The organism is Streptomyces sp. NPDC059743, assembly GCF_042732975.1.
GTDB lineage: Bacteria > Actinomycetota > Actinomycetes > Streptomycetales > Streptomycetaceae > Streptomyces.
Genome location: NZ_JBHWGS010000004.1, coordinates 48,395 through 65,259 on the forward strand (window position 1 = coordinate 48,395; position 16,865 = coordinate 65,259).

Sequence of the window (16,865 nt, forward strand, 5' to 3'; positions counted from 1 at the left end):
GCCATCTAACATGGTTGTCCCCCCGGGGTCATGCTGTTCGTCCGCCTCACGGGTAACCGTATCGATACCCACACGCTACAAAACACCACCGCCCCGGGGGCGGCGTCACACCATGTGTGCCGCGGCCCGCGGCTTTTCCATGCGATGTCTTCCCTGCGAAGTCAGGGCGTCAGCGGCGGGCGCGGGCCCTTTCCGCCGTCGTCGTCCGGGCGCGGGCTCTCCTCGTCGTGCTTGATGACCTCGCCCTGTACGACCTTGCCGTCCGGCCTGCGGATACGGGCCTGCTGGAAGGCGTCACCAAGACTGCCGGGCGGAGCCGCCGCGGCCATGCGCCGCTCCAGCGACCGCTCCGCGTACCGGCTGAGCCTCGTCCGTACCGGCGGTACGAGAAGCAGCAGTCCCGCCACATCGGTGATCAGGCCCGGCAGCATGATCAGCAGGCCGCCCAGCATCAGAAACCCGTTGCCGCCAGTGCCGTTGGCGGGCTCCGGCACCACGGGCTCGCCCGGGTGCTCGGCCTGCTGCTTCTGCGCCCGCTGCACGGTCTCGGTGAGATTGCGGAAGGCACGGCGGCCGGCGCGCTTGATGACCACGGCGCCGAGCACGAGCGCGCCCAGCAGCAGCAACAGCACGGTCAGCCCGCCCGCCGCGTCGGCCACGACGATCAGCAGCCAGATCTCCAGCACCAGCCAGGCGGCGATGCCCAGCGGCAGGAAAGTGCGGGCTCGGGAGCGCTTGGGAACGGTCCGGGGCGAGTGCGCGGTCGTCATACTCCCAGTGTGCCTGGGCGCGGCCCGGGACGGCGTACGGGGGTGATCAGGACGGCCGGTTCTGTGCGTCGGAACCACGGCCGAGCAGCCGGCTGGCGCGCGCGCCGACGCCCCAGGCCGTGACCCGCCAGAGCGCCTCGATCACGATGTCGCGGCTCATCTTGGAGTCGCCCAGCTCACGCTCGACGAAGGTGATGGGCACCTCCACCACATGACAGCCCGCCTCGACCGCGCGCCGGGCCAGATCGACCTGGAAGCAGTAGCCCTGCGAGGCGACGGCGTCGAGGCCGATCCGGTCCAGGGTCTCCCGGCGGAACGCCCGGTAGCCACCGGTGACATCGCGGATCGGCACACCCAGCAGAACCCGTGAGTAGGTACTGCCGCCGCGCGAAAGCACCTTCCGTGTCGTGGGCCAGTTGACGACCCGTCCGCCCGGCACCCAGCGCGAGCCGAGGACGAGATCGGCGCCCTTCAGCGCGGTCAGCAGCCTGGGCAACTCCTCGGGCTGGTGGGAGCCGTCGGCGTCCATCTCCACGAGGACGCCGTAACCGCGCTCGATGCCCCAGCGAAAGCCCGCCAGATAGGCGGCACCGAGGCCTTCCTTGCCTCTGCGGTGCAGGACCTTGACCTTGCCGTCCTCGGCGGCCAGATCGTCGGCGATCTTGCCGGTGCCGTCGGGGCTGTTGTCGTCGGCGACGAGGATGTCGGCCTCCGGCACCGCGGCGCGGACCCGGGAGACGATCGACCTGATGTTCTCCGCCTCGTTGAAGGTCGGGATGATCACCAAGGCCGTGCCGAGCGGGCCGTACCGCCTCTGACCGCCGTCGTTCACTACTGCCCCTTAATTGCCGTACGCAGGGGCACCACCATAGCGAGCGCGGCAGGGACCCAGATCACGCCCTTCTTTTTTGAGGGCTCGGTTCGCCTCCGGGCGCCTTCGTAGCCCAGGCTGCCGTGGTGGGCCTCACCTGGGTCCCGGTCACCTCGGCCGCCCTGGGGTACGGACACGTCCCGGCCGTGCACGGCCGCCGGCGAGTGAGCCGAAGGGCGCGCCGCTGTCGAAAGGGAGAGCGCGCGGAGGGTCCCGAGGTACGAGGGACCCGAGCACGGTCGACCGTCGACAGTGGCATAAAGCGCCCGGAGGCGAACCGAGCCTCAAAATAGAAGGTGTGCCCCGGCGTCCTTCGGGCCGACCTGGAACCCGCTGGCTGCGGGTCGACCGAAAGCCGTTGTCTACTGAACGCCGGGGCCCCACCCGGGTCGCACCCGCCGGCCGGCTGAAACCTTCCCTCGCCCCCGAGACGCGGGTGCTGGACCTGGCTCCCAGTGGCGGTGCGCCGGTGCGGCACACCGCCCCATGACCCAGCGGCGTTCGACGACCGCGTGGAGATTGCCGGACGGACGTCCTGTGGTGGACTCGGCCGAACCTACCCGCCGGTGGCCGCTTACTGTCAACAGCCGTTTGACCTGCGATGTTGGCCCGAATCACCAGGTCAGTGGGGAAGATCCGCAGGTCGCGACCAAGACCGGGAAGCACTGGTCGGCCGTACGAAATGTCCCCATGTCACTCGTTCGGTCGCACAAACACCGTTTGTCCGGCGACAACGGTCCGCAGACATACGGGCAGCGGGCGGCCCGGCGTCAGATCCGGCAGGCCCGGTGTGCCCGAACGCGGGTCGGTGGACCAGCGGGCGACGCGGTCGTCGGGGGCCTGGACCACCAGTTCCTCGGTGCGCCAGACGGCGTAGTCGGCCGGGGCGCCGGGCACGAGCGTACCCGCGTCGTCGCGGCCGACGGCCCGCCAGCCGCCTCGGGTGTGGGCGGTGAATCCGGCCCGTACCGAGATGCGGTGCTCGGGCGTCCGGTGGAAGGCGGCGGCCCTCACGGTGCCCCAGGGATCCAGCGGTGTGACCGGGCTGTCGGAGCCGAAGGCCAGCGGGACACCGGCGCGCAGCAGCGCGGCGTACGGATTGAGCGTACGGGCGCGCTCGACGCCCAGGCGCCGTGCGTACATACCGCCGTCGCCGCCCCAGGCCTCGTCGAAGGCGGGCTGGACGGAGGCGGTGAGGCCCACCTCGGCGAAGGCGGCGATGGTCCCGGGAGTCAGCATCTCGGCGTGTTCGACGCGGTGCCGGGCGGCCCGTACCCGGGCGAGGCCCAGCCGCTCGGCGGCGGCCCGTACGCCGTCGACCACTGTGCTGATCGCGGCGTCGCCGATGGCGTGGAAACCGGCCTGGAGCCCGGCCTCGGTGCAGGCGGTGACATGGGCGGCGACCGTGGCGGCGTCGAGATGGGCGGTACCGGTGTGCGCGGCGTCGTCGTACGGGTGGCGGAGGGCGGCGGTGTGCGAGCCGAGGGAGCCGTCGACGAAGAGATCACCTGCGGCGCCCGCCGCGCCGAGTTCACGGATGCGCCGGGCGCCCTTCTCGTCGGTGACCGGCTCGGCCCAGTAGCCGTGGACCCGGGGGCCGGGCTCCTCGTCCGCCAGCCTCAGCAGTGCGACGAAGTCCTCCTCGTCGGAGATGTCGGGGCCCGCGCACTCGTGCAGGGTGCCGATACCGAGCGAGGCGGCGCGCCGACGCGCCGCGCGCTGCGCCTCCGCGCGCTGGCGCACGCTGACGGCCCCGTGCGCCGCGGCGCGTACGGCGTGGTGCGCGGCGGCTGTCAGCGGCGCGTCCGGGTGGTAGCCGGGCAGGTCGGTGACGCCGGGGACGAGGTCGAGCAGCGCGGTGGTCACGACGGCCGAGTGCACATCGATACGCGGCAGATAGAGCGGCCGGCCGCCGGCGGCCTCGTCCAGTTCGGCGCGCGACGGAGGGCGCTGCTCGGGCCAGCGCGCGGAGTCCCAGCCGTGGCCGAGCAGGATGCGGCTGTCCGGGTGGGCGGTGTGGTGGGCCCGTACGAGCGTGAGCGCCTCGCCGAGCGTACGGGCGGTCGACAGATCGAGCCCGGTGAGAGCGAGGCCGGTCGCGGTGGCGTGGACGTGCGCGTCGGTGAACGCGGGTGTGACGAGCGCGCCTTCGAGGTCGAGGACCTCGTCCACACCGGTGGCGAAGGCGTCGGCGGCGCCTTCGGAGCCGACCCAGGCGACATGGCCGCGTTCTACGACCATGGCGGTGGCGAAGGGGTCGGCGGGGCTGTGAACTTCTCCACCGCGGAGGAGGAGGGTGCGCGTGGTCATGGGACCAGTGTCGCGCGGGGCGGCGCGGGGCCCGGCGCGGGGTGCGTTACGCGCCTGCGGCGCGGTGCGCCTCCCGGCGGGGGGCCGGTGCGGTGGTGGGTGCGGGTGTCGGGGCCTCCGGAGGTACATGTCCGGACGGCATGATTTACGCCGCGTGCGGGTCGGTTGTCTGGTGCGGGTTTCGTGTGCGGCACAAATCACGCTTTAGTGTCCGGACACGCACCTCCTCCGACCCCGACCCCCTCCCGCCGGCCCCTGGCTTTCCGCCCGGTCCGGGCCCGCATATCCAGCCCGTCCGGCGTTTGAGGACGGAACCGCCGACCCCGGCGCCGGGTGCCCGCTCGGTAGAGGCCAGCCCCTCGCCGTACTCCGGCCGCAGGCCGGAAAAACCAGCCCGTCCGGCGATTGAGGACGAACCGGCCAGCCCGACGGGACCGGGCTACGGAGACGTTCTGGCTGCGCACGGCCGCCGGCGAGTGAGCCGAAGGGGCGCGTCGGTGCCGAAAGAGAGAGCGCGCGGAGGCCCTGAGGAACGAAGGGTCGAGCACGGTCGACCGTCGGCACCGACATAAGGCGCTCCGGAGGCGAACCGAGCCCTCAAAAAGAGGGCGGGCGCGACTCGTAAGGGGTCGACAGGACCACCGTCGTGCGGGTTGAGACTCCCGCCAAGGAGCGGATGCGGGTGAGGAGGTGTTCCAGTTCCAGTGGCGTCGGGACCCGGACCTTCAGGATGTAGTTCTCGTCCCCGGCCACACTGTGGCACGCCTCGATCTCCGGGATCCCCGCGAGCCGTTCCGCGATGTCGTCCGGCGCGCTCGGGTCGAACGGTTTCACCGAGATGAACGCGGTGAGCGGCAGGCCGACCGCCTCCGGGTCGACGACCGCCGCGTAGCCGCGGATGACTCCGCGCTGCTCCAGCCTGCGTACGCGCTGATGCACGGCCGAGGTGGACAGGCCGGTGGCCTTGCCCAGGTCTGTGTAGCTCATCCGGCCGTCGTTGACGAGCAACTCCACGATCTGACGATCCAGCTCCTCCATACGGATCAACCTATTGCCCCAGGTCACTTCAGGCACAGTCGGTGAATCAGCCGAAGCGCACCTGCGGGCGGCATGTGACGAAGACCACAGGTCTCTGGCGCGGTCCTTCGAGACCTTACGGTTACCTGGCTCGTGCGACGGGAATTGCTTGCTGTGGTCGAGACCACAAGTGCCTGGTCGGCCCACCCGAGGGGGAATGTCTCCATGCAGAGCCTGAAGCGCGCCGGACGTACCGAACCGGAGCCTGTTGATCTCGTCGACGCCGACGACATCGACTTCTACGACACCTTCGAGATGTACCGGGTCGTCTGCCCGGACTGTGCGCAGCCGATCGCGCTGCTGGCGGACGAGGACGTCCTGCCGGAGCACGCTCTGTGCCCCACTCCGTGGAACCCGTTCGTACTCTCCGTCTGTGCCGGTACGGGCCGTTCGGCGTCGGACGCCCGTCCCGCCGACGAGACGTCCGAGGCCCAGGAGCAGGACACCGCGCTGCTTCTGACGCTCCCTCAGGGGCTCAACTGGCGGACGCAGCCGTTCTCGCACGTCGGCGGACCGGGCTCGCGCCCGTTCAAGGTGCCGAGCGTCCAGCGGCACGCCGCCTGAGGTCTCCCCGGCGCGCACGCTGACCGTTCGTCGGAGAGCGTGCCGGGGAGCCGGATCAGCGTGTTTCCGGGCCCGCGAGATGACGGGCGATCACCATGCGCTGGATCTGGTTGGTGCCCTCGACGATCTGGAGCACCTTCGCCTCGCGCATGAAGCGCTCCACCGGGAAGTCCACGGTGTAGCCGTAGCCGCCGAGGACCTGTACGGCATCGACGGTGACCTGCATCGCGGTGTCCGTGCAGAACAGCTTGGCCATGGCGGCCTGTTGGGAGAATGGCCGACCCGCGTCGCGGAGCCGGGCGGCGGCGAGATAGAGCGCGCGTCCCGCCTCGATCCGCGTGGCCATGTCGGCGAGCAGGAAGCGCAGTCCCTGGAAGTCGGCGATGGGTCTGCCGAACTGCCGTCGCCCGGTGGCGTATTCGACGGATTCGTCCAGGGCGGCCTGGGCAAGGCCGATGGCGCAGGCGGCGATCCCGAGACGGCCCGAGTCGAGCGCCGACAGGGCGATCGCGAAGCCCTGTCCCTCTTCGCCGATACGGCGGCCGTCGGCCACCCGTACGCCGTCGAAGTGGAGTTGGGCGGTGGGCGAGCCCTTCATGCCCATCTTCTTCTCGGGAGCCGCCGCGTTCAGGCCGGGCGCGTCGCCCGGTACGAGGAACGCCGTGATGCCCCGGGCGCCTTCCTCGCCGGTGCGGGCCAGCACGGTGTAGAAGTCCGCGATCCCGCCATGGGTGATCCAGGCCTTGGTGCCGGTGATCACCCACTCGTCGCCGTCCCGTACGGCCTTCGTACGCAGCGAGGCGGCGTCCGAGCCGGAGGCGGGCTCGGAGAGGCAGTAGGCGCCCAGCAGGCCGCCGCTCAGCATGGCGGGAAGGTATTGGGCCTGCTGCTCCTTGGTGCCGTAGCCGGCGAGGGCGTGGCAGGCCAGGGAGTGCACGCTGACGCCGAGGCCGACGGTGAGCCGGGCCGCGGCCAGTTCTTCGAGTACCTGGAGGTAGACCTCGTACGGCTGGTCACCGCCGCCGTGGGCGGAGTCGTAGGGAAGGCCGAGCAGGCCGGACTCGGAGAGCAGGGTGAAGAGTTCGCGCGGGAAGTGTCCCGCTTCCTCCTCCTCGGCCGCCCAGGGAGCGATCTCCCGCTCGATGATGTCGCGTACGAGGGCGACGAGGTCCTTGGACTCCTCGGTGGGCAGTTGCCTGTCCACCGGTCGCGGGGCGCGGTCGGGCATGGCGGCGCTCTCCTCCCTGTCGGGCACTACGGCGGTCGCACGCGCAGGGTGTGGGCGGCGGCGCCGGCTGGAGTCCGGGGGTGCCCCCGGACGGCAGTTCTGCCGAACCGATGCTGCCCTCCCGGATCGCGGAAGCGGCTGACCAGCGGTTGTGGCGCGTCGAGTATGCCCGATCAGCGGCGTTCCGTCACGGGCCGACGGAAGCTCACCGCAGGGCCGAACCTGGTCCGAACCATTGACCCACTGGTCTAGTCCTTCTAACGTTCCCTCCCAACGCGTTCATGTCACTCTCCCCCCACTCGTTTCTTCCTCCCCCACGAGGAGATTCCATGCTCAGGCTCCACCGCTCCCGTGCCCGGTTCCGGGCGCTGATCGCCGCCGCGTGCACCGCCGTACTCGGCGTGACGCTGCTGGCCGGCAGCGCCTCGGCCGATGAGACCACCGTCTCCGCCGCCCCCACAGCGGCAGGCGACAAGGTCGTCGGTTACTTCACCAACTGGGGTGTCTACGACCGCAATTACCACGTCAAGAACATCGAGACCTCCGGCTCGGCCGGCAAGCTCACCCACATCAACTACGCCTTCGGCAATGTGACCGGCGGAAAGTGCGCCATCGGCGACTCGTACGCCGACTACGAGAAGGCGTACACCGCGGAGCAGAGCGTCGACGGCGTCGCCGACACCTGGGACCAGCCGCTGCGCGGCAACTTCAACCAGCTCCGCAAGCTCAAGGCGCTCCATCCCGGTCTCAAGGTCATCTGGTCGTTCGGTGGCTGGTCCTGGTCCGGCGGCTTCGGCCAGGCGGCACAGAATCCGGCCGCCTTCGCGCAGTCCTGCCGCGATCTGGTCGAGGACCCGCGCTGGGCCGATGTCTTCGACGGTATCGACATCGACTGGGAGTACCCCAACGCCTGCGGTCTGACCTGCGACACCAGCGGCCGTGACGCCTTCAGGAACCTCGCGTCCGCGCTGCGCACCGAGTTCGGGTCCGGCGCTCTGGTGACGGCGGCCATCACGGCCGACGGCTCCGACGGTGGAAAGATCGACGCCGCCGACTACGCGGGCGCCGCGCAGTACCTCGACTGGTACAACCCGATGACCTACGACTTCTTCGGTGCCTTCGCGGCCCAGGGCCCCACGGCCCCGCACTCGCCGCTGACCTCCTACCCGGGTATCCCGACCGAGGGCTTCACCTCGGACGCGGCGGTCAGCAAGCTCAAGGGACTCGGTATCCCGTCGGAGAAGCTGCTGCTCGGTATCGGCTTCTACGGGCGCGGCTGGTCCGGTGTGACACAGAAGGAGCCGGGCGGTACGGCGACGGGCGCGGCGCCGGGCACCTACGAGGCCGGTATCGAGGACTACAAGGTCCTCAAGAACTCCTGCCCGGCCAATGGAACGGTCGCGGGCACGGCGTACGCCTTCTGCGGAAACCAGTGGTGGAGCTACGACACGCCCGCGACCATCGCCGGGAAGATGGCGTACAAGAACCAGCAGGGCCTGGGCGGCACGTTCTTCTGGGAGCTGAGCGGCGACACCACCGACGGTGAACTGATCAAGTCCATCGACTAGTTCCTGTAGTCCCTGTTCAGCAGGGACTCTCATGGCTCGCCGGGGGCGGGGTGGCTGCTCGGCCCCCGTCCCCGGCGTCATATCCGCGGCGGTTCCGGCTGTTCCGGCTGCTCCTCCCGTCCGGTGAACGGGCGCCAGGCGAGGTCCGGCGGCGGCGCCGGGCACTCCGGCGCGAACTCCTCGATCGTGTTGAGGGTGTGGCGCAGCATACGGACCAGCAGATCGCGCGGGATCTCCAGCGTCAGCTCCTGGTGGCCCAGCCACTCCAGCGTGAGCCACTCGACACTGCTGAGCCAGCCGAGCAGCGCGAGCCGGGCGATCGCCGGGATGTCGCTCCTGCCGTAGGCGGCTTCGGCGAGCGTGATGACCAGACCGGTGCGTACGGCGTCCCGGATGGCCTGCACCTGGGTGTCGAAGCCGACGCCGCCGGTGATGATGGTGCGGTACGCGGCCTCGTTCTGCTGGGCGAAGCGGAGGTAGGCCTCGACCGTGCGCTGGATCCGTTCCGTACGCGGCAGTTCGGCACTGCCCGCGGCGGCGAGCGTGACCAGTTCGGCGACCGAGTCCTCGACGATGGCGAGGTAGTAGCCGCGCTTGTTCTTGAAGTAGTAGTAGATCAGGCCCTTGGCGACACCGGCGTGCTGGGCGATGTCGTCCATCGACAGCGCGTCGTACGAGGTGTTGGCGAACAACTTCCGGCCGGTCGCGATGAGTTCGGAGCGCCGCGCCTGCGATCGCGCGGAGGTGCCACGCTGTTGACTACGGTTCACATTCGCGTCCTGGTCTCCGGCTGCCACGGGATTCCCGCAAGATTTCCCGCAGTATTGCAGAGAGAGCAGACCGTCTCACGGAGTGACCACGGCGGCCCGGCGCCGGTGGCCCGGAGGCGAAGCGGAACGTCTCCGCCGCCGGGCCCGGCCGTCCATCCGGACAGGGCCTGGCCGGTCAGAGCAGGCCCACCGCCCGCAGGGCGCGCCGCTGGACCGTGGACGGCGCGGCGGGCCAGTAGACGTAACAGACACCGCCGGTGCCGGACGCCACATTGCCGGAGGCGTTGTACCGCTTGGTACGGAGCCAGATCGTCTCCCACTCCGCACGGCGGTAGATCCGGCGTACGGCGGGATTGTCGGGCGAGGCGGGATCGTTGGCGATCACATCGCCGTCGGCCGTGAAGCCGATCACGGTCATGAGATGGCCCGAGGTGCCGTAACCGGCTCCCGTCAGCTCCTCCTTGAGGAAGGACTGCGAGGTGATGACGGGAATGCCCGCGCGGATCAGGGTCTCCACGTCGGTGAGCGAGCCGAGCCGGGTGACGGCCGCGCTCATGTCCCGGTACGTGGCCGCGTAGGCGGCGTTGAAGGGCCAGTTGCCGCAGCCCCCGTACTGGTAGTCGTAGGTGAACCGGGCCGCGTGGCAGACCTGTGGATCGGCGTACTCGGGATTGACCCAGGCGAGATCCTCGGCGCTGGGCCCGCGCCGCCAGTACTCGATGATCATCTGCGAGGAGGTGGGACTGCACCAGGCCTCGCCGCCGTTGTCGTACTCGGGATACTGCCCGGCGTGGATGTTCTGCGAGTAGCGCGGCACGGTCAGCTCACGGGCGAGCCCGGGCACGGAGGCCGGGACGGTGAACCGGTCCGGGATGTCCGAGGCCATCGCTCCGGCCCGGCGGACGACCGGAGTGAACCGGCTGCCGGGCGTGCGGTAGAGCGTGAGCCGCAGCCGGTAGGAGTCCAGACGCAGTCCGCTCGCCGGCTCGTCCACCGAGAAGGTGTCGGTCCAGATGGTGCTGCGCCCGTCGCTCTGGCCGTCGACGGAGGTGCGCCGGATGTCGTCCGCGGCGTCGCCCGCGGTCCAGCGGCCCATGACGTACCAAGGTGTGTCGGTGCCGTCGGAGTACCGGCCGCGCAGTTCGATCTGGAGCCAGGTGCCGACGGGAGTCGTGGCGTTCCAGGAGGCGATCACCTCGGTGGCCGGGACCTTCGAGCGGCGTACGGGCGAGGTCCAGGTCGCGTACTCCCAGGTGGTGATCTGCCCGGTGTGCGGATCGGAATAGTCCGTACGGCCGGCCGGAGCGCCGATCACCAGTGCGGGCCGGCTGCCGGACACGGCCCGGGTGCCCTCGTGCCCGCCGGAGCGCCAGTCGGTGTACGAGGTCCAGAAGGCGTTGTCCACGAGAGGCCTGGCGCGGTCGGGAGCGGTCGGGGCCGAGGAGCCGGCTGCTGCCGCTGCCGCCGGGACGGCGGAGACCGCTCCGGCACCGGCGGCGGCGAGAGCGGCGGCGAGCACGGATCGGCGCGAGGTGGATCTGGTCACGGGACCTCCGGTCGAAGGCGGGGAGAGCGGAGAACGGAGAGAGCGGAGAGATACGAAGGGCCGGGAGATATGAAGGATCGGGAAGAGCCGGCGACTGCCCGGCAGTCGCCACTATCTCGGTTCGTGACGGGCTTCTGCCAGCGATCCGCCTCGCGTCGCCCTATCAATATTGGTCTCCACCACTGGCGTGACCTGGGACCTCGTAGGCTGGGCGGATGACCGACCTGACCGAGGCCGCCGCTGCCCTGCGCGCCCTGCCGCCCTCCTGCGGGCCCGTCCGGCTGATCGCGGTCGACGGTCACGCGGGCTCAGGCAAGAGCACCTTCACCGGGCGTCTCGCGACGGCACTCGGCGGCGCGCCCGTACTGCGTCTGGACGATCTGGCCTCGCACGAGGAGCTGTTCGCGTGGACGGAGCGGCTGACGGAGCGGATCATCGAGCCGCTCCGGCGGGGCGCGACGGCGCGCTACGAGGCGTACGACTGGACACTGCGGCGCTTCATCGAGCCGCGTGAGCTGCCCGCGGATCCTGTCGTACTGATCGAGGGCGTGGGAGCCGGGCGCCGGGCGCTGCGGCCGTATCTCGCCCGGCTGCTCTGGATGGAACGGGCCGCCGAGGAGTCCTGGGAGCGGGGACGGCGGCGCGACGGTCCCGGGCTGTCCGTTTTCTGGGACGGCTGGACAACGGCGGAGACTCGCCATTTCTTGGCGGACCCGTCCCGGCCCTTCGCGAATGCGCTGGTGCGGGAGGTGCGAGAGGGATACATGATGCTCCCGGGGCCCGTTTCGACCGCGATGCAGGACCGGACCATCACCCACGGTGATCAGTTTCGGCCGCCATACTGAGCAGTCGGAAATCGACCCCGGACGAGTGTCCAACTCCGCTTGACCGAGGGGCCGGACAGGTCTTACGTTCTCAATGTGCGGCTTTTCGGAGTCGCCGCAGACGCGAAGCCCCCGGTTGTTCCCCCGTGATCGGGGGCTTCGTTCTGCCCTCTTCGCCGGTTTCCGGCTCGCGCGTATCCTCGCCCGCTCACCCTCGGTCACTGCTGTGGCCTCTGAGTGGTGCCCTTAGTCGCACACCCTCTGCGCAGGTACGATGCCTTTCGGTACGGTCAATTCCCGTCCGCCAGAAGGTGGTTCAGCACGCTGCCGACGGGCGCCCGCCCGGCGGGACAATCCGGGGGCACGGTTTGTTGTGGGGGAAGGCTGATGGAGAGCGGCAGCGGCATCGGCACACAGGGCGGCGCCGCCGCTCCCGCCGACCTCGCGTGGGCGCGCGGTGTGGACGCGTACACGATGGGGGCCTATCCCCAGGCCGAGGAGGAGTTCAGGACCGCCGTACGGCTCGATCCCGGGATGGCCGACGGCTGGCTCGGGCTGCACGCGCTGCGCATCGACACCACCACCGCGCTGCTGCACATGTACCGCCACCGCGACCGCTTCGGTGAGCAGCGCGCCCGCCATCGCCGTACTCTCAACTCCTGGTACTGGCTGGGCTGGTGGGTCCAGCCCGTACTGGAGAACGGGCGCGATCTGCTGCTCGCCCATGCCTCGCACTGGCTGGACGGCCGGCATGTACCGGAGCTGGACCGGGCGCTGGCGGGACTGCCGCCCGTGGACGCCGATCCGCAGGTGCGGTTCCTGCACGCCTGCCGCGCCTATCTGGTCAAGGACTGGGACCAGCTCGTACGCCACACCGAGCCGCTCGTCAACGATCCGCTGCTGGGCATCGAGGCGGGCCTCTTCGGCGGGATGGCCCGGGTCCGGCTGGAGATGTACGGGCAGGCCCTGCCGCTGCTGTCCACCGCACTGATGCGCTGCCGCAGCGAGCAGCCCCAGCGCAAGGAGCTGCGGTACTGGCTGGCCCGCGCCCATGAGGGCACCGGGCGCAGCGCCGCCGCCTTACCTCTCTACCGGGCCGTGCACCGGCTCGATCCGGCGTTCATGGACACGGCGGCCCGGCTGGCCGCGATCACCGACTTCGACGGCTACGAAGGGCCGGACGACCCGGTGGGACTGGCCTCGGTGGCGCTGGCGGGCTTCGGCCAGGACGCGGCGGACGCGCAGGGCGAGAGCGAGGAGCCGGCCGGCTCGGACGTACTGCTCGGCCGCGAGAGCCCGCCCGTGATGGGCGGCCCGGTCCCGGCACCGGCGCGCGACGACGTACGGGAGAAGGTGCCGCCGCCCACACAGCCGGCCCAGCCCAGGTTCCCGGAGGGCCCGACCGATCCGGCGCTGCTCGCCGAGGCGCTGGCCGAGCTGGAGCGGATGGTCGGTCTGGAGCCGGTGAAACGCCAGGTCAAGGCGATCTCCGCGCAGCTCAACATGGCCCGGCTACGGGCCGGCGAGGGCCTGCCCGTCCAGCCGCCGAAACGTCACTTTGTCTTCTCCGGCCCCTCCGGCACCGGCAAGACCACCGTCGCGCGCATCCTCGGCCGGATCTTCTACGCCCTCGGGCTGCTCGGCGGCGACCATCTGGTCGAGGCCCAGCGGGCGGATCTGGTGGGCGAGTTCCTGGGACAGACCGCGGTCAAGGCGAACGAGCTGATCGACTCCGCGATCGGCGGTGTGCTCTTCGTCGACGAGGCGTACAGCCTCTCCAACTCCGGATACACCAAGGGCGACGCGTACGGCGACGAGGCCCTCCAGGTGCTGCTGAAGCGCGCCGAGGACAACCGGGACCATCTCGTGGTCATCCTCGCCGGCTATCCGGAGGGCATGGACCGGCTGCTCGCCACCAATCCGGGCCTCTCGTCCCGTTTCACCAGCCGAGTCGACTTCCCCAGCTACCGTCCGCTGGAACTGACCGCCATCGGCCGTGTACTGGCCTCGGAGAACGGCGACCTCTGGGACGAGGAGTCCGTGGACGAGCTGCTGTCGATCAGCGGGCACGTCGTGGACCAGGGCTGGATCGACGAGCTGGGCAACGGCCGCTTTGTCCGCACGCTGTACGAGAAAAGCTGCGCGTACCGGGATCTACGCCTCTCGGGCTACACCGGCACCCCTACCCGCGACGACCTGGCGACGCTACGCCTACCGGACCTGATGCAGGCGTACGGAGAGGTGCTCTCGGGCCGAGGCACGGCGCCGCCGCCCGCCTAGGGGGCCGTGGACGGGGCCCGTCACGGATCGGCCCGGCCGGGCGCACCCGCACTGTCCGGAAGCCCGATGCCGGGGTGGGCGGTTCCGTCCTCAAACGCCGGACGGGCTGGATAGGCGGGCCCGGCACGAGCCGCGGAGGGCGACGGGCGGGAGGGGGTCGGGGTCGTAGGAGGTGCGTGTCCGGACACTAAAGCGTGATTTGTGCCGCACACCGGCCCGCACCCAACAACGAAACCCGCACGCGGCGTAAATCATGCCGTCCGGACATGTACCTCCGGAGGCCCCGACACCCGCACCACCCACACACCGCACCCCGCGCCGCCAGGCGCGTAAAGCCCCCGCCGGCACGGCGGCCCCCGCCGGGAGGCGCTCAGTGGGTCAGAACCTGTGGCGCGTCCGTGCGTTGGCCTCCTACCGTTGGGCTCTTCTGGGCGCGTTCGCGGTGGGACGGGTCCCGTACCTCGCCCACCAGTTTCTCCAGGACGTCCTCCAGCGCCACCAGGCCGAGCACCCGTCCGGACGCGTCCGCGACCTGGGCGAGGTGGGTGGCCGCGCGGCGCATGACGGTGAGCGCGTCGTCCAGCGGGAGTTCCGCCCGCAGCGTCGCCATCGGGCGCCACACGTGCTGCGGTACGGCCCGTTCGCCCGCCTCCAGGTCGAGGACGTCCTTCACATGCAGATAGCCCATGAAGACGCCGCCGCTCTCCGCGCAGACCGGGAAGCGCGAGTAGCCGGTGCGTACGGTCAGCTCCTCGATCTGGCGCGGAGTGACCGCGGGCGTCACCGTCACCAGTGAGGCGTGCGGGAGCAGTACGTCGGTGACCGGGCGGCTGCCCAGTTCCAGCGCGTCCTCCAGCCGCTCCTGCGCCTCGGGTTCCAGCAGTCCCGCCTGGCCCGAGTCCTCGACCAGCCGGTTGAGCTGCTCGCTGGTGAAGACGGCCTCCACCTCGTCCTTGGGCTCGACATGGAAGGCCCGCAGTACGAGCCGGGCACAGGCGCCGAGCCCTGCGGTGACCGGGCGGCAGAGCCGGGCGAAGCCGACCAGACCCGGGCTGAACCAGAGCGCGGCCTTTTCAGGGGCTGCCATCGCGAGGTTCTTCGGCACCATCTCGCCGATGACCAGATGCAGCGAGACGACCAGCGCCAGGGCGATCACATAGCCCAGCGGATGGATCAGGCCCTCGGGCACATGGGCCGTGTGGAAGACGGGTTCCAGCAGTTGGGCCACGGTCGGTTCCGCGACCGCGCCGAGCGTCAGGGAGCAGACGGTGATGCCGAACTGGGCGGCGGCCATCATCTGCGGCAGATTCTCCAGGCCGTGCAGCACCTGTCTGGCGCGCGCGGAGCCGCGTGCGGCGTGCGGTTCGATCTGGCTGCGGCGTACGGAGACGAGGGCGAACTCCGCGCCGACGAAGAAGCCGTTCGCCAGGACCAGCACCAGGGCGAAGACGAGTTGCAGGGCGCTCATCGGGCGCCCTCCGCCATCGCGGGAGCGCCGGCCGGTATATCGGCCGTGGTCACGGACGGCGCGTCGGCCGTGACCACGGGCGCAGGCGTGGGCAGGGCGTCCGCCGGGGGCGCGGGCGGCGCCCACGCCGTGGTGCCGGGCGGCGCGTCGGCCGTACGTACCAGCCGGACCCGTTCGGCCCGGTAGCGGTCCACCTGGCGCACGGACAGCCGCCAGCCGGGCAGCTCCGCCTTGTCGCCGGGAGCCGGGATACGTCCCAGCAGATCGGCGACCAGGCCGGCCAGTGTCTCGTACGGCCCGTCCGGTACGTCCAGCCCGATCCGCCGCAGCGTGGGGACGCGGGCGCTGCCGTCCGCGTCCCAGGCCGGGCGGCCGTCCTCGGCTGCGACGGGAGCCAGTTCCGGCCGTCCGTCGCCCTCGGCGTCGTGCTCGTCACGCACCTCGCCGACCAGCTCCTCGATGATGTCCTCCAGCGTGACGACGCCGGCCGTACCGCCGTACTCGTCCACCACGACGGCTATCGGCTGCTCGCTGCGCAGCCGTTCGAGGAGCTGCTGCACGGGCAGGGTCTCGGGCACCAGCAGCGCCGGTACGGCGATCTCTCCGGCCGGCGTGCGCAGCCGGTCCGCCACGGGCACGGCGAGCGCGTCCTTGAGATGCACCATGCCGACGATCTCGTCGATGCGCTCCCGGTAGACGGGAAACCGGGAGAGACCGGTGGCACGCGTGAGGTTGAGGACGTCCGCCGCGGTGGCGTCGCTCTGGAGGGCGCTCACCTTCACCCGGGGCGTCATGACGTGCTGCGCGGTGAGCCGCCCGAGCGAGAGCGTCCGTACGAACAGATCCGCGGTGTCCTGTTCGAGGGTGCCCGCGCGGGCGGAGTGGCGGGCCAGGGAGACGAGTTCGCCGGGCGTGCGGGCCGAGGCGAGTTCCTCGGTCGGCTCCACGCCGAGCACCCGGACCAGCCGGTTGGCGACGGTGTTGAGCAGGGAGATCACCGGCCGGAACACGGTGGCGAAGAGATACTGCGGGCCCGCCACGAACCGGGCGACCTGGAGCGGCCGGGAGACCGCCCAGTTCTTCGGTACGAGTTCGCCGATCACCATCTGGACGGCGGAGGCGAGCAGCATCCCGATCACCACGGCGATACCGGAGACGGCGCCTTCGGGCAGTCCGGTCGCCAGGAGCGGCCCGTCGAGCAGCCCGGCGAGCGCGGGCTCGGCGAGCATGCCGACCACGAGCGAGGTGATGGTGATTCCGAGCTGGGTGCCGGAGAGCTGGAAGGACAGCTCCCGCAGGGATCTGACGACGGCGCGGGCGCGGCGGTCACCGCCGGCGGCGGCGCGCTCGGCATCCGGGCGGTCCACCGTGACCAGGCCGAACTCGGCGGCCACGAAGAAGCCGTTGGCGAGGATCAGAAGGAACGCTGCGGCGAGCAGCAGAAGGGGGATGGTCATGCCGCCGCCTCTTCGAAGGGGGCGGCGCAGGTACTACCGGACGATCCGTCCATTGCTGGAGGGAGTCACTCCTCGGGTCGCAGGTGCCCCACGGGCCGACACGGCCGTCATATGCGGGGCGGGGGCGCACTC

Annotated in this window: 13 protein-coding genes; 4 read left to right on the forward strand and 9 right to left on the reverse strand. The window is 70.8% G+C overall.

From position 1 onward, the window contains the following. Window positions 1–161 precede the first annotated feature (161 nt). The 4 genes from fxsA to ACFV6H_RS08445 form a co-directional block, all read right to left on the reverse strand. Window positions 162–770 (reverse strand): FxsA family membrane protein, encoded by a 609-nt coding sequence (fxsA, locus tag ACFV6H_RS08430; RefSeq protein WP_385539866.1) that lies wholly within the window; start codon window positions 768–770, stop codon window positions 162–164. A gap of 46 nt (window positions 771–816) precedes the next feature. Beyond that, a complete protein-coding gene (locus ACFV6H_RS08435; protein ID WP_093603272.1) occupies window positions 817–1,602 on the reverse strand; it encodes a polyprenol monophosphomannose synthase in 786 nt (261 codons plus the stop codon). Window positions 1,603–2,334: 732 nt separating this feature from the next. After that, complete coding sequence (locus ACFV6H_RS08440) at window positions 2,335–3,951, reverse strand: amidohydrolase (protein ID WP_385539868.1); 1,617 nt, start codon at window positions 3,949–3,951, stop codon at window positions 2,335–2,337. Window positions 3,952–4,548: 597 nt separating this feature from the next. Next, a complete protein-coding gene (locus ACFV6H_RS08445; RefSeq protein WP_066956527.1) occupies window positions 4,549–4,989 on the reverse strand; it encodes an Lrp/AsnC family transcriptional regulator in 441 nt (146 codons plus the stop codon). A 204-nt stretch (window positions 4,990–5,193) separates the two neighbouring features. On the opposite strand from ACFV6H_RS08445, the gene ACFV6H_RS08450 reads away from it, so the two are divergent. Further along, complete coding sequence (locus tag ACFV6H_RS08450; protein ID WP_384777024.1) at window positions 5,194–5,592, forward strand: hypothetical protein; 399 nt, start codon at window positions 5,194–5,196, stop codon at window positions 5,590–5,592. 55 nt (window positions 5,593–5,647) lie between these two features. On the opposite strand, the gene ACFV6H_RS08455 is transcribed toward ACFV6H_RS08450, so the two are convergent. After that, window positions 5,648–6,820, reverse strand: coding sequence for an acyl-CoA dehydrogenase family protein (locus ACFV6H_RS08455; protein ID WP_384976347.1), 1,173 nt, complete (start codon window positions 6,818–6,820; stop codon window positions 5,648–5,650). Between the two features lie 329 nt (window positions 6,821–7,149). On the opposite strand from ACFV6H_RS08455, the gene ACFV6H_RS08460 reads away from it, so the two are divergent. Then, complete coding sequence (locus ACFV6H_RS08460; protein ID WP_385539871.1) at window positions 7,150–8,388, forward strand: glycoside hydrolase family 18 protein; 1,239 nt, start codon at window positions 7,150–7,152, stop codon at window positions 8,386–8,388. 77 nt (window positions 8,389–8,465) lie between these two features. Here ACFV6H_RS08460 and ACFV6H_RS08465 read toward each other — a convergent pair whose 3' ends face one another. Further along, the gene (locus tag ACFV6H_RS08465) at window positions 8,466–9,158 is read right to left on the reverse strand and encodes a TetR/AcrR family transcriptional regulator (RefSeq protein ID WP_385539873.1); all 693 of its coding nucleotides are present in this window, start codon (window positions 9,156–9,158) and stop codon (window positions 8,466–8,468) included. Between the two features lie 175 nt (window positions 9,159–9,333). After that, window positions 9,334–10,704 (reverse strand): peptidase C39 family protein, encoded by a 1,371-nt coding sequence (locus tag ACFV6H_RS08470; RefSeq protein ID WP_385539875.1) that lies wholly within the window; start codon window positions 10,702–10,704, stop codon window positions 9,334–9,336. A gap of 215 nt (window positions 10,705–10,919) precedes the next feature. On the opposite strand from ACFV6H_RS08470, the gene ACFV6H_RS08475 reads away from it, so the two are divergent. Both ACFV6H_RS08475 and ACFV6H_RS08480 read left to right on the forward strand, forming a co-directional pair. Next, on the forward strand, window positions 10,920–11,549 hold the full coding sequence (locus ACFV6H_RS08475) for a uridine kinase (protein ID WP_385539877.1): 630 nt from the start codon (window positions 10,920–10,922) through the stop codon (window positions 11,547–11,549). Between the two features lie 366 nt (window positions 11,550–11,915). Next, entirely contained in the window at window positions 11,916–13,808 is a 1,893-nt protein-coding gene (locus ACFV6H_RS08480) for an AAA family ATPase (RefSeq protein WP_385539879.1), read from the forward strand. A gap of 370 nt (window positions 13,809–14,178) precedes the next feature. Here the strand turns inward: ACFV6H_RS08480 and ACFV6H_RS08485 are convergent, their stop codons facing one another. Both ACFV6H_RS08485 and ACFV6H_RS08490 read right to left on the reverse strand, forming a co-directional pair. Beyond that, window positions 14,179–15,276, reverse strand: a complete 1,098-nt coding sequence (locus ACFV6H_RS08485) for a hemolysin family protein (protein WP_385539881.1) — start codon at window positions 15,274–15,276, stop codon at window positions 14,179–14,181. Continuing rightward, window positions 15,273–16,733: a hemolysin family protein gene (locus tag ACFV6H_RS08490; RefSeq protein WP_385539883.1), complete on the reverse strand. Its 1,461-nt coding sequence runs from the start codon at window positions 16,731–16,733 to the stop codon at window positions 15,273–15,275. Before ACFV6H_RS08490 ends, ACFV6H_RS08485 begins: the two co-directional genes overlap by 4 nt. Window positions 16,734–16,865 lie beyond the last annotated feature (132 nt).